Here is a 12,409-nt window from a genome sequence, read left to right on the forward strand (position 1 = left end):
CCTTTCAGCGCCGATGGTACTGCAGGGGGGACCCTGTGGGAGAGTAGGACACCGCCGAACAATTTTTAGCCTCAACCCCCGGATCTTGTCCGGGGGTTGAGGCATTTCTGCGTTCAAAACCAGTCCGCTCTAAAACGCCTCGACAGCGGGTGCGGTGATCGGGGACGCTTCGCGCGATGACGACGAGAATCAGTGACACACCGTCCGCGTGGGACGAGCGCACCCAGCTCACCACCTTCCTCGATTACGCGCGGGACACCGCCCGTGCCAAGTGCGAGGGCGTCTCCGAGGAGAACGCCCGCAAGGCGCTGCTGCCGGCCTCGCCGCTGATGACCATGAGCGGGCTGATCAACCATCTCCGCTGGGTCGAGTACTACTGGTTCCAGGTGATCCTCCTCGGCGAGGAGGACCTGGCCCCCATGACGGACGAGGACCCGGACCGCGAGATGCGGATCGCGGTCGGCTTCCCGCTCGCGCGGCTGCTCGACGAGTACGCCGAACAGAGCGCCCGCTACCGCGAACTGGTCGCCGCGACCGACCTGGACCGGCGGGCCGTGGGAACCATCCGCGGCGGCCTCCACGTCGACCTGCGCTGGATCCTCCTCCACCTCACCGAGGAGACCGCCCGCCACAACGGCCACCTGGACATCCTCCGCGAGCTGCTCGACGGCACGACCGGAGGCTAGGCCGGAGCGGGACGGGGCAGGGCGGGCCGGGGCAGGTCCCTAGGACGGTTTCACCAGGTGGGTGTCGTAGGCCAGGATCACCGCCTGGACGCGGTCCCTCGCCCCCGTCTTCGCGAGGATGCGGCCGACGTGGGTCTTCACCGTGGACTCCGCCAGGTGGAGGCGGTCGCAGATCTCCGTGTTGGTCCAGCCCTGGCCGATGACCGTCAGGATCTCGCGTTCGCGGTCCGTGAGGGAGGACAGGCGCGGGTCCTCGCCCGGGGCGGGGGCGGACGCGGAGGCCGGGAGGTGGTGGGCGTAGGTGTCCAGGAGGCGGCGGGTCAGGCTCGGGGCGACCACCGCGTCGCCGGCCGCGACCGCGCGGACGCCCGCGAGGAGCTCCTCCGGCTGGGCGTCCTTCACCAGGAAGCCGCTCGCACCGGCGCGCAGGCCGTCGTAGGCGTACGCGTCCAGGTCGAAGGTGGTGATGATGAGGACGCGGGTGCGGGCGCCCGCGGCGACGATGCGGCGGGTGGCCTCGATGCCGTCCAGGCCCGGCATGCGGATGTCCATGAGGACCACGTCCGGGTGGTGGGCGGCGACCTGCCGGACGGCCTCGGCGCCGTTCGCGGCCTCGCCGACGACCGTCATGTCGTCCTGGCTCTCCAGGAGCATGCGGAAGCCGAAGCGCTGCATCGGCTGGTCGTCGGCTATCAGGACGGTCGTCACGGGCGGGACTCCTCCGGGGAGTTCGGGCGGGCGGCGGGCAGGTGGAGCCGTACCCGCCAGCCGGTGCCGGCCGGCAGGGGGCCGCAGTCGAGTGTGCCGTCGTAGAGGGCCGCGCGCTCCCGCATTCCGGTCAGTCCCCGGCCCCGGCCGGGCGGACCGGACGGGGTGCCCGTGTCGGTGACGGTGACGACGGTGCCGTCCGGGGCGGCCGTCAGGCGGACCGTGGCCGTGGCGCCGGGCCCCGCGTGCTTGAGCGTGTTCGTCAGCGACTCCTGCACCACCCGGTAGACGGTGAGTTCGGCGCCGGGCGGCAGCGCGGGGAGCGGGTCGGGCAGGTCGGCCGCGACCGGCAGGCCCGCCTTCCGTACGCCCTCCAGGAGCGGTGCGAGGTCGGCCAGGGCCGGCTGGGGGGTGCGGTCCGCGCCGGGGGCGCCGTCCGGGACGGCGAGGACGCCCAGCAGGCGGCGGAGTTCGCCCAGGGCCTGACGGCTCGTCGTGCCGATGGCCTCCAGTGCCTGGGCGGCCCGCTCCGGGCTGCGGGCCGCCGCGTACCGGCCGCCGTCCGCGAGGCCGGTGATGACCGAGAGGTTGTGGCCGATGATGTCGTGCATCTCGCGGGCGATCCGGGCGCGTTCGGCGGCGGCGGCGAGCCGGCCCTCCTGGTCGCGCTCGATCTCCAGGCGGCGGGCCCGGTCCTCCAGGGCCGCGGTGTGGTCGCGGCGCGAGCGGACCGTGATGCCGAGCAGGGCGACGCCCGCGTACGCCCACAGGGTGGGGACGACGTGGGCGTCCCACGCCTCCCCGTCGAAGCGCAGCGCGCCCGCCAGGAGCGGCAGGGCGAGGGCGGGGAAGGCCCACAGGAGGCGGCGCGGCGGGCGGGTCAGGGCCAGCTGGAACAGGGGGAGGACCTGGAGGAACCCGGCCTGGAGGAAGGCGCCGGACACCTCGCTGGCGAAGGCCGCCGCCGCCATCACGGCGAGGACCGTGGTGGGGCGGCGGCGGCGCGCGTACAGGGGGAGGGCGAGGGCCAGGCTGAGGACGGCGACCAGACCGGCCGGGAGCGACGGGTCCCGGGCCACGTTCCGCCAGCCACCCGCCGCGTCCACCAGGGCCGCGACCGTCCAGACGAGGGTGACCGCGCCGTCCCACAGCCACGGGCGGGCCGCGTCGGCGGCGCGGACGCGGGCGGTGATCCGCTGGGCGTACCGGCTGGGGGCGGTCGGTTCCACCACGGCCGGTTCCACCGCACCCGACTTCGCCGCCCCCGGCTCCACCGCACCCGACCCCGCCACCCTCGACCTCACCGCCGTCGCCTCCGTGGTCCCCGCCGTTCCGGTCGTCTCCGTCGTCACCCGGTCATCATCCTCATACGTCCCGGCGGCGGAGCAAGAGCGCGGGGACCGCGAGGGCCGCCGCCGTCCACAGGGCGAGGGCCAGGAGGGCGGCCCCCGTGGAGGGCGCGTCCGGCAGCGGGGTCGCGGAGCCGAGGACGCCGGCCGCCTGGGTGGGGAAGTAGCGCAGCGCGGTCTCGACGGCGTCGTACGGGAGCATGCCGGCGACCTCGGGGAGGACGACGACGCCGCCGATGAACGCGCCGAGCCCGCCCGGCACCGAGCGCAGGGCCGCCCCCAGGGCGAGGGCGATCAGGGAGAGCAGGGTGAGCCCCACGGCGTTGCCCGCGACGGCGGCGAGGACGCCGTCGTCGGCGAGGGAGGCGGCCTGGTCGGTGTCGGCGAGGAAGAACTGGGCGGTGGTGAAGGTCAGCAGGTTGGTGAGGAGGCAGACCGCGAAGACGGTGCCGCCGAGGACCGCGGCCTTCGCCCCCAGCACCGGCAGGCGGCGGGGCACGGCGGTGAAGGTGGCGCGGGCCAGGCCGGTGGAGTGCTCGCCGGCGCTGACGAGGATGCCGAGGACGGCCAGGCAGATGCCGCTCAACTGCGAGCCGTAGAGGGTGAGGACGACGGTGTCCACGTCGGAGTCGCCGCCGTCGGAGGTGTAGGTGGTGCCCATCAGGAGGCCCACGCCGAGGACGAGGGCGGCGGCCGCGAGGAGCGTGGCCCAGGTGGAGCGGAGCGTCCACAGCTTGTGCCACTCCGCGCGCAGGACGCGGGCCGGGGTGATCCGGTAGGGGGCGGGGACGGTGGTCATGCGGCTGCTCCCTGGTATTCGACGGAGTCGTGGGTGAGGTCCATGAACGCCTGCTCCAGCGAGGCGTCCTCGGGGGTGAGGGCGTGGAGTTCGATGCCGTGGGCGGCGGCCAGGCGGCCGATGGCGGGGGCGTCGAGGCCGGTGACGCGGAGGGTGCCGGGGCCCTCCTCGGCGGTGCGGGCCGGGGTCGGCAGGAGGGTGCGGAGCCGGTCGGCGTCGGGGCTGGTGACGAGGACGGAGCCGGTGCCCGCGTCCCGTACGAGCTGCGCGACGGTGGTGTCGGCGAGGAGCCGGCCCCGGCCGATGACGACCAGGTGGTCGGCGGTCAGCGCCATCTCGCTCATCAGGTGGGAGGAGACGAGGACCGTACGGCCCTCGGCGGCCAGCGACTTGAGGAGGGTGCGGACCCAGCGGACGCCCTCCGGGTCGAGGCCGTTGACGGGCTCGTCGAGGACGACGGCGGCCGGGTCGCCGAGGAGCGCGGCGGCGATGCCGAGGCGCTGGCCCATGCCGAGGGAGAAGCCCTTCACACGGCGGCCGGCGACGTCGGAGAGGCCGGTGACCCCGAGGACGTGCTCGACGCGGGAGCGCGGGATGCCGTGGGTGTGGGCGAGCGACATCAGGTGGTGGAAGGCGGTGCGGCCGGGGTGGAAGGAGCGGGCGTCGAGGAGGGCGCCGACCTGGGTGAGGGGCGCCGGGTGGGCGGCGTAGGAGCGGCCGGCGACGGTGGCGGTGCCGCCGGTGGGGGCGTCGAGGCCGAGGACCATGCGCAGGGTGGTGGACTTGCCGGCGCCGTTGGGGCCGAGGAAGCCGGTGACGGTGCCGGGGCGGACGGTGAAGGAGAGGTCCCGGACGACGGTGCGGGAGCCGTACCGCTTGGTGAGTCGCTCTGCTCGGATCATGGGTACGACGCTACGGAGCGGGCGCGGGCCGGGCGTCGGACCGTGGTCGGCCGTCCGGCGGGCGGTGTCGTACCGGGGTACCACATGGGAGCGGGGGGCGGCTCTGAGCAGGGAATTCCCTTGTGGGGCGGGGTGGTCCGGGCGAGGATGCGGGGCATGAACCCTGCACCCCGCACCGTCCGCGCCGTCCGTCCCGACGAGTGGGAGGAGGCGCGCGAGCTGCGGCTCGCGGCGCTCCTCGACCCCGTCGCGCACCTCGCCTTCCTGGAGGCGCACGAGGACGCGGTGGCGCGTCCGGACGAGGTGTGGCGGGAGCGGACGGCGGCCGCGTCGGAGGCCGGGGAGGGCCGGGTGCGGCAGTTCGTGGCCGAGGCCGGGGACGGCCGCTGGGTCGGCTCGGTGACCGTGCTGGTCGAACGGCCGGAGGACGAGGTGCGGTTCGGGGAGCCGGCGAAGGTGCCGCAGACCCACCTGGTGGGGGTGTACGTGCGGCCGGAGGCGCGCGGCGACGGCACGGCCGGCGCGCTGTTCCGGGCGGCCGTCGCCTGGTCGTGGAGCGTGCCGGGGGTCCGCCGGGTGCGGCTGTACGTGCACGAGGAGAACGCGCGGGCCGCCGCCTTCTACCGGCGGTTCGGCTTCGTGCCGTCGGGCGAGCGGGTGCCGGTGCCGGGCGGTTCGGGGGCGTACGAGGAGGAGTACGAGCTGCCGCCGGTGGCGGGGTGCGTGGTCCGGCCGGTCCGGTCCGGGGAGTGGGAGGCGGTGCGCGAGCTGCGGCTGGCGGCGCTGCGGGACCCGGTGGCGGCGCTGGCGTTCGTGGAGTCGTACGAGGAGGCGGCGGCCCGGCCGGACGCCTTCTGGCGGGAGCGGGCCGAGGGCGGCTCGGAGGACCGGGGGACGTGGATCCGGCAGTTCGTGGCCGAGGCGGCGGACGGACGCTGGGTGGGCACGGCGACCGTGCTGGTGGAGCGGCCGGGTGAGGGGCCCGCGCCGTTCGGCGAGGTGACGGAGGCGCAGACCGACGTGGTGGGGGTGTACGTGCGGCCGGAGGCGCGCGGGAGCGGGCTGGTGGACGCGCTGCTGCGGACGGCCGTGGAGTGGTCGTGGGCGCAGGAGCCGCCGGTCGGGCGGGTGCGCCTCTTCGTGAACGAGGACAACGGGCGGGCGGAGGCCGTCTACCGGCGGTCCGGTTTCGTGCCGACCGGGGGGCGGGCGGACACGCTCGGGTCGGGCGAGGCGCGCGACCTGGAGTACGAGCTGCGCCGGTAGTCCTACCGCAGGGCGTGTTCGGGCCAGCGGGCGCGGGCCTGTTCGCGGGAGCGCATGAGCGCGAGGGCGGGCAGGCCGCGGGCCGGTCCGTCGGCGAGGAGGTCCGGCAGCTCGGGCAGCGGGGCGACGGCGGCGACGTCGTCGAGGACGAGGGTGAGTGGTGGGTCGAGCCGACCGTCGGATGACCGTGCGGCCACGCGGCGGCCGTGCTCGACCACGTGCGACGCGAGCGCGGTGAGGAGGGGCATCGCGCCCGGGTGGGTGCGCGGGTCCTCGACCGGTTCGCCCACCACGTAGAGGGTTCCCCCTTCGGCGGCGAAAGATGCCAGGGCGAGGGTGTCGGTCCGGTGCGGGGTGCACGCCTCGCGGATGTGGACCGAGGCGAGGGCGGAGAAGGCGCGGGCCGTCAGCTCCTGGGCGGTGCGGCGGCTGTCGGGGTGGGCGGTGAGCGTGGCTTCGAGGAGTCCGGCGAGGCCGGGGGCGGCCTTGGGGTGGCCGCGCAGCACGCGGACCGGGTCGTGGGCGTCGGTGCCCTGGGCCCAGCGGTGGACCTGGCGGAAGGGGCGGCCGTCGACGGCGGCGGCGTGCAGCCAGCAGCGCAGGAGGGTCTCGGCGGTGGTGGCGGTGGCCGCGTCGAGGCGGGCGTGCGGGCGGACCGGGGCGAGCAGGGCGGCGGCGCGGGTCCGTGCGGTCTCCGGGTCGGCGCAGCCCTCGACGGGGGACCAGTGGAGGCGGGCCGGGGTGTCGCAGAGGTGGCCGGGGTCGTAGACGAGGACGGGGCCGAGCTTGCCGCGCACGTCCTTGGTGTCGGCCCAGACGGCGGGGTCGGAGGTGACGACGAGGGCGGGCCCCTCGGCCTCGCGGACGGCCTGGACGGCGAGCGCCCGGCGGGTCTCGCGCGGCCCGTAGAAGGCGCCGGGGCGGGGGACGGGCGCGGGCGCCGGTGCGGGTGCCGGGGTCGTGGTCGGTGCCGGGGGCTGGGCGGGGACCGGTGCGGCCGGGGCGGTCTGTACGGGGTGCGGGGCCGGGTCCTGGGCGCGTACGGGCTCGGCGGGCGCGGGGTCCTGGGTGTGGGCGGGGGCGGGGCGCGGGGCGGTCTTCCGGTCGGCGCGGACGGCGCGCCAGCGGGCGAAGGTGCCCAGGAGGAAGACGGCGAGGACGGCGAGGATCATGGCCTGGCCGATGACGATGCCCCAGAAGAGGCCGTAGCCGGAGAGCGCGCCGGGCGGGGTGGCGGGCCAGGCGGCCGGGAGGTCGGTCGGGTCGGTCGCCAGGGAGCGGAGGGCCGGCGGGGTGCGGGTGAGGTCGACCCCGGCCGGCCAGGCGCCGTGGGAGAGCAGCCCGGAGAGGCCGGTCGCGGACCAGACGAGCAGGGCCGCGCCGAGGATCAGGGCGAACAGTCCGATCAGGAGGCCGTCGGAGACGCCGCCCTGCCGCTGCCGTGCCTGGGTCACGTCAGGCCACCGTGGACCGGGGGTTGTCGTTCATGCGCTGGCGCTCCATCAGGAGGGCGCGCTGCTCCGTCTCCCATTCGAGGTCGTGGTCGTCGGGGTCGGCGGGGCCGGAGGACTCGGTCATGGCGCGGTCGGTGTAGACGAGCGGCCGTTCCCGTTCGGTGATGAGGTGTTTGACGACCTGCACGTTGCCGTTGACGTCCCAGACGGCGATGCCGGGGGTGAGGGTGGGGATGATCTCGACGGCCCAGCGGGGCAGGCCGAGGACCTGGCCGGTGGAGCGGGCCTCGTCGGCCTTCTGGGCGTAGATGGTGCGGGTGGAGGCCATCTTGAGGATGGCGGCTGCCTCCTTGGCGGCGGCGCCGTCGACGACGTCCGAGAGGTGGTGGACGACGGCGACGAAGGAGAGGCCGAGGCGGCGGCCGAACTTCAGCAGGCGCTGGAACAGCTGGGCCACGAAGGGGCTGTTGATGATGTGCCAGGCCTCCTCGACGAGGAAGATGCGCTTCTTCCGGTCGGGGCGGATCCAGGTGTGCTCCAGCCACACGCCGACGATCGCCATGAGGATGGGCATGGCGATGGAGTTGCGGTCGATGTGGGAGAGGTCGAAGACGATCAGGGGCGCGTCGAGGTCGATGCCGACGGTGGTGGGGCCGTCGAACATGCCGCGCAGGTCGCCGTCGACGAGCCGGTCGAGGACGAGGGCCACGTCGAGGCCCCAGGCCCGGACGTCGTCTATGTCGACGTTCATGGCCTCCGCGGACTCGGCCTCGGGGTGGCGCAGCCGCTCGACGATGTCGGTGAGGATCGGCTGGCGGTCGGTGATGTGGTTGTTGACGTGGGCGTGGGCGACCTTGAGGGCGAAGCCGGAGCGCTCGTCGAGGCCGTGGCCCATCGCCACCTCGATGATGGTGCGCAGCAGGGCGAGCTGGCCGGTGGTGGTGATGGCGGGGTCGAGGGGGTTGAGGCGGATCCCGGCGTCGTTGGCGACCATCGGGTCCAGGCGGATGGGGGTTATCCCCAGCTCCTGGGCGATGAGGTTCCATTCGCCGACGCCGTCCTCGCCCTGGGCGTCGAGGACGACGACCTGCCGGTCGCGGAAGCGGAGCTGGCGGAGCACGTACGTCTTCTCCAGCGCCGACTTGCCGTTGCCGGACTCGCCGAGGACGAGCCAGTGGGGGGCGGGGAGCTGCTGCCCGTACAGCTGGAAGGGGTCGTACACGTAGCCCTTGCCGCTGTAGACCTCGCGGCCGATGATCACGCCGGAGTCGCCGAGGCCGGGGGCGGCGGTCGGCAGGTAGACGGCCTGGGCCTGCCCGGTGGAGGTGCGGACGGGCAGGCGGGTGGTCTCCACCTTGCCGAAGAGGAAGGCGGTGAAGGCTTCGGTGAGGACGGACAGCGGATCTCGCATCGGTCGGTGCCCCTTCGGCCCTAGCGGCGGATGCCGGTCGCGAACGGCAGGGTGTTCACAAAGGCCCGGTGGTGCTCGCGGTCGCACCACTCCAGCTTGAGGTACGACTTGCCGGCGGAGGCCCGGATCGTGCGCTTGTCCCGGGCCAGGGCCTCGGGCGAACGCGACGACACCGTGATGTACCCGACGAGGTTGACCCCGGCAGCGCCGCTGGCGAGATCTTCACCCCGCTGGTCGAGCCGGCCGTGGGCGGCGATGTCGCGGGGGTCGACCGTGCGGTTCATCTTGGCCTGGCGGGACGCCTCGGCCTCGTCGTTGGTCTTCTCCGTGAGCATCCGCTCGATGGCGACCTCGGTGGGCTCCAGGTCCATGGTGACGGCGACGGTGCGGATGACGTCGGGGGTGTGGACGAGGAGCGGGGCGAGGAAGTTGACGCCGACCGGGGTCATCGGCCACTCCTTGACCCAGGCGGTGGCGTGGCACCAGGGGGCGCGGGTGGAGGACTCGCGGGTCTTGGCCTGGAGGTAGGTGGCCTCCATGGCGTCGAGTTCGGCGGGCCAGGCGTTGCGCTTGGTCATGGCCTGGATGTGGTCGATCGGGTGGTCCGGGTCGTACATGGAGTGGACGAGGGAGGCGAGGCGGGACTGGCCGAGGGGCTGGCGGACGCGGATGTCGGCCTCGGTGAGGCGGGCGCAGATGTCGGTGAGTTCGCGGGCCATGACGACGGCGAGGCCGCCGTCGCGGTCGAGGCGGCGGGCGCCGGACGCCTGGCGGGTGGCGTGGGCCATGGCGTTGGCCTCGGCGGCGAGGTCGCGGGTGTAGTGCATGCAGGCGACGAGGTAGGCGCGGTGCTGCTCGCTGGAGGTCGACACCATGGACTGGAGCTGGTCGTACGACTCCTGGAGCCAGCCGGGGGCCTGCGGGTCGCCGCGCTGGGCGACGTCCTTGGCGTGGGCGTCGGGGTCGGCGGGGAGGGTGCGGGCGAGCATCTGGAGGCGGGTGACGAAGCCGTCCCCGTTGGCGACGTGCTTCAGCAGGGTGCCGAAGCGGTCGACGAGGGCCTCCTGGTCCTCCGAGTCGCGCAGGCCGACGCCGGGGCCCTCGATCTCGATGGCGGCGGTGACGGTGCGGCGGTCGGCGTGCAGGAGGACGGCGATCTCGTCCGGGCCGAAGGGGGCGGAGAGCCAGCCGACGCGGCCGATGCCCGGGGGCGGGCCGACCTCGACCTCGCGGCCGTCGAGGCGGGTGCCGGCCTCGGCGGTGGTGGAGCGGTAGGCGGTGCCGCGCTTGAGCATCCGCTTGTAGCTGCGGTTGATCTCGAACCACTTGTAGAACGTGCGCTGCTTGTACGGGAGGTACACGGCGGCGATGGCGAGCATCGGCAGGCCGGCGAGGAGGCCGATCCGCAGCGGGAGGAGGGGGACGAGGAGTCCGCTCATCATGCCGAGGAAGGCGCCGACGATGATCAGGGCGATCTCGCCGGTCTCGCGGTTCTTGCCGACGATCGCGTTCGGCCGGGCGCGGCCGACGAGGTACGTGCGGCGGGGCGTGACCGGTGGGGACTGGGTCGTCAACGCCCTGCACCTCCTGTGTTCTTGCGGTTGCTGTGCGGGGTGCCCGCGGTGGGGCTGCTGCTGCGGGGCGGGGGCGTGGCGCCGCCGCCGCGGTTGTCCCCGGAGCGGCTGCTGTGGGCGGCGACGCCGCCGGAGAGCTGGTTGGCCGGGCGGGGGGCCGCGGAGGAGGAGCCCTGGCCGCCGCCGGAGCCGCTGTCGCGGGTGCTGTGGGTCTTGATGCCCTGGGAGACGAGGGAGGCGGGGGAGGAGATGACCGCGGCGGCGGCGTTCTCGCCGGCGCGGTGCAGGCGGTTGTTGCGGGAGGCGACGATCTCGTCGCCGAAGCCGGGGACGAAGCGGTAGATCATCGCGGAGGAGAAGATCGCGAGCAGGATGATCGCGAGGCCGGAGACGACGGCGGAGAAGGAGTCGGGCCCGGTGCCGGAGGAGAGCGCGCCGGCGAGGCCGAGGACGATGACGATGATCGGCTTCACCAGGATGACGGCGATCATGATGCCGGCCCAGCGGCGGACGTGGCCCCACATGTTCTTGTCGACGAGCCCGGCGTAGACGACGACGCCGAGGAGGGCGCCTACGTAGAGGAGGACGGCGCGGAGGAAGAGCTCCAGGTACAGCACGCCGGCGGCGAGGACGGTGACCAGGCTGACGATGATCAGCATGATCGGGCCGCCGCTGATGCTGTCGCCCTTCTGGAGGGCCTGTTTGAACGCGCCGAAGAAGACGTCGGTCTGCTGGCCGGTGCCGGAGGCGATCACTTCCGTGATGGCGTCGGTGGCGTTCACGACGGTGTAGAGGATCAGCGGGGTGAACGCGGAGGCGAGGACGGTCAGCCAGAGGAAGCCGACGGCCTCGGAGAGCGCGGTGGTGAGCGGGACGCCGCGCATGGCGCGCTTGGCGACGGCGAGCAGCCAGAGGAGGACGGTGAGGAAGGTGGCCGCGGCGAAGACGACGGCGTAGCGGCTGAGGAACTCGGGGTTGGTGAAGTCGACCTGGGCGGTCTCCTTCACGGCCTTGGAGAGGTAGTCGACGACGGCGACGGCGGCATCGGCACAGCCCCGCGCGAGCGAGGAGAGGGGATCGAGGGCGGAGGCGGGGTCCTGGGTGGCACCGGTGCCTCCGGTGCCACCGCCGGTCTGGCTCCCCTCGCACAGCTCCCGTGCCTGGCCGACGATGAGGTTGCATTCGTCGCTGGTCGGTGTCGGCGACGGGGTGGGGATCGACGGGCTGCCGGTCGGGGTCGGCCCGGTCGGGGTGGGCGTCGGGTCCGCGTGTGCGGTTCCGGCGAGGAGTACGGGGAGGGCGAGCGCTCCGGCGAGGAGCGGGGCCGCGAGGGCGCCTGCCCGCGCGGCCGCGCGGCCCGCCGGGTTTCGACTAGCGGGCATAGGTGAACCCTCCGTACTGCTCGACGGCGTCGGCGATCTCGCCCGCGAGGGACGCGCGGTTGTCGCCGTTGACGGGGGTCGGGCCCTCGGTCTGACTGGAGGCGCTGACCCGCCAGTTCCCTCCGGCCCAGACGAGTTTCTGGGTGAGGGTGTACCAGGTGGAGGTCACGGGGCGGGTCGAGCCTTCGCCGGCGAGGCCGACGAGGCCGGTGCACCAGACCTCGACGGTGGCCGTGCCTCCGGCGTACTCCTTGACCTTGGTGCCGACCGGGACGGTGCGGGAGACGAAGGTGAGGTCGGTGGGCGCGGTGCCGTCCGCGTTGAGTCCGGTGGCGGCCATGAGGGAGGGGGAGTACGAGCCGTCGAGGCGCTTCAGGAGCCCCTCGACGACGTCCGGTGCGTAGACCGCGCGGACCAGGGCCTCCCGCGGGCCCTTCTGGAACATGTCGGTGGAGCCCAGGGCGACCGCGTAGTTGGCGGCCGCGCTCTGGGCGCCCTGTTCGTCGTGGGCGAAGCCGGTGGGGACGGTGCCGTCGTGGCCGGTGACCGGGCGGGTGCCGGTGGCGGCGGTGGCGGACTTCCCGGGGGTGCGGGAGGTGGGGGACGCGTCCGCCGGGTCCTCGCCGCCGCGGTTGGCGAAGGCGATGGCGGCGACGAGGAGCACCACCACGCCCACGGCCATGAGGAGGGAGCGGGAGCCGCGGGCGGGGCGGCGGGGGCCGCCGCGGACGTCACCGGTGTTGCCCTCGGGCAGGCGGGTACGGGTCTGGCCCGAGCCGCCGTAGCCGTCGTGCTCGTCGCCGGGACTCATGCCGGGTACGCCCCCTCCACTCGTTCACGGGTACGACTGTGCTGCTGCATGACCGTTCGTCGGGTCC

Annotated in this window: 11 protein-coding genes and 1 pseudogene; 3 read left to right on the forward strand and 9 right to left on the reverse strand. The window is 74.3% G+C overall.

What is annotated here, in order from left to right; all coding sequences use genetic code 11:
* Positions 1 to 176: 176 nt before the first annotated feature.
* The gene (locus IE219_RS00005) at positions 177 to 686 is read left to right on the forward strand and encodes a DinB family protein (RefSeq protein ID WP_189974109.1); all 510 of its coding nucleotides are present in this window, start codon (positions 177 to 179) and stop codon (positions 684 to 686) included.
* Positions 687 to 725: 39 nt separating this feature from the next.
* Here IE219_RS00005 and IE219_RS00010 read toward each other — a convergent pair whose 3' ends face one another.
* The 4 genes from IE219_RS00010 to IE219_RS00025 all read right to left on the reverse strand — a co-directional run bounded on the left by IE219_RS00010 (position 726) and on the right by IE219_RS00025 (position 4,444).
* Complete coding sequence (locus IE219_RS00010; protein WP_189974112.1) at positions 726 to 1,394, reverse strand: response regulator; 669 nt, start codon at positions 1,392 to 1,394, stop codon at positions 726 to 728.
* Positions 1,391 to 2,623, reverse strand: coding sequence for a sensor histidine kinase (locus tag IE219_RS00015; protein ID WP_373298747.1), 1,233 nt, complete (start codon positions 2,621 to 2,623; stop codon positions 1,391 to 1,393). The genes IE219_RS00010 and IE219_RS00015 overlap by 4 nt, the downstream gene beginning before the upstream one ends.
* A 136-nt stretch (positions 2,624 to 2,759) precedes the next feature.
* Positions 2,760 to 3,542 carry an ABC transporter permease gene (locus IE219_RS00020; protein ID WP_189974114.1) on the reverse strand — a complete coding sequence of 261 codons (783 nt, stop codon included), beginning with the start codon at positions 3,540 to 3,542 and terminating at the stop codon, positions 2,760 to 2,762.
* Positions 3,539 to 4,444 carry an ATP-binding cassette domain-containing protein gene (locus IE219_RS00025; RefSeq protein ID WP_189974116.1) on the reverse strand — a complete coding sequence of 302 codons (906 nt, stop codon included), beginning with the start codon at positions 4,442 to 4,444 and terminating at the stop codon, positions 3,539 to 3,541. The genes IE219_RS00020 and IE219_RS00025 overlap by 4 nt, the downstream gene beginning before the upstream one ends.
* 156 nt (positions 4,445 to 4,600) lie before the next feature.
* Between IE219_RS00025 and IE219_RS00030 the strand changes: the two are divergent.
* Positions 4,601 to 5,149: pseudogene (locus IE219_RS00030) on the forward strand (GNAT family N-acetyltransferase); the annotation flags it as partial.
* A gap of 18 nt (positions 5,150 to 5,167) precedes the next feature.
* Positions 5,168 to 5,710: a GNAT family N-acetyltransferase gene (locus tag IE219_RS00035; protein ID WP_189974930.1), complete on the forward strand. Its 543-nt coding sequence runs from the start codon at positions 5,168 to 5,170 to the stop codon at positions 5,708 to 5,710.
* 2 nt (positions 5,711 to 5,712) lie between these two features.
* Here IE219_RS00035 and IE219_RS00040 read toward each other — a convergent pair whose 3' ends face one another.
* The 5 genes from IE219_RS00040 to IE219_RS00060 are packed head-to-tail and all read right to left on the reverse strand — an operon-like array spanning position 5,713 to position 12,342.
* A complete protein-coding gene (locus IE219_RS00040; protein WP_189974118.1) occupies positions 5,713 to 7,164 on the reverse strand; it encodes a P-loop NTPase family protein in 1,452 nt (483 codons plus the stop codon).
* 1 nt (position 7,165) lies between these two features.
* Complete coding sequence (locus IE219_RS00045) at positions 7,166 to 8,575, reverse strand: ATP-binding protein (protein WP_189974120.1); 1,410 nt, start codon at positions 8,573 to 8,575, stop codon at positions 7,166 to 7,168.
* A gap of 20 nt (positions 8,576 to 8,595) precedes the next feature.
* Positions 8,596 to 10,149 carry an SCO6880 family protein gene (locus tag IE219_RS00050; RefSeq protein ID WP_189974122.1) on the reverse strand — a complete coding sequence of 518 codons (1,554 nt, stop codon included), beginning with the start codon at positions 10,147 to 10,149 and terminating at the stop codon, positions 8,596 to 8,598.
* A complete protein-coding gene (locus tag IE219_RS00055) occupies positions 10,146 to 11,531 on the reverse strand; it encodes a hypothetical protein (RefSeq protein ID WP_189974124.1) in 1,386 nt (461 codons plus the stop codon). Before IE219_RS00055 ends, IE219_RS00050 begins: the two co-directional genes overlap by 4 nt.
* Positions 11,521 to 12,342: a DUF8175 domain-containg protein gene (locus IE219_RS00060; RefSeq protein ID WP_189974126.1), complete on the reverse strand. Its 822-nt coding sequence runs from the start codon at positions 12,340 to 12,342 to the stop codon at positions 11,521 to 11,523. Before IE219_RS00060 ends, IE219_RS00055 begins: the two co-directional genes overlap by 11 nt.
* Between the last annotated feature and the right edge of the window lie 67 nt (positions 12,343 to 12,409).

The sequence above is a fragment of the Streptomyces termitum genome (genome assembly GCF_014650175.1).
Lineage (GTDB): Bacteria > Actinomycetota > Actinomycetes > Streptomycetales > Streptomycetaceae > Streptomyces > Streptomyces termitum.

Coding starts and splice junctions, on each gene's coding strand:
- IE219_RS00005 (WP_189974109.1), top strand. CDS start 177: ATGACGACGAGAATCAGTGACACACCGTCCGCGTGGGACGAGCGCACC.
- IE219_RS00020 (WP_189974114.1), bottom strand. CDS start 3,542: ATGACCACCGTCCCCGCCCCCTACCGGATCACCCCGGCCCGCGTCCTG.
- IE219_RS00025 (WP_189974116.1), bottom strand. CDS start 4,444: ATGATCCGAGCAGAGCGACTCACCAAGCGGTACGGCTCCCGCACCGTC.
- IE219_RS00045 (WP_189974120.1), bottom strand. CDS start 8,575: ATGCGAGATCCGCTGTCCGTCCTCACCGAAGCCTTCACCGCCTTCCTC.
- IE219_RS00055 (WP_189974124.1), bottom strand. CDS start 11,531: ATGCCCGCTAGTCGAAACCCGGCGGGCCGCGCGGCCGCGCGGGCAGGC.
- IE219_RS00060 (WP_189974126.1), bottom strand. CDS start 12,342: ATGAGTCCCGGCGACGAGCACGACGGCTACGGCGGCTCGGGCCAGACC.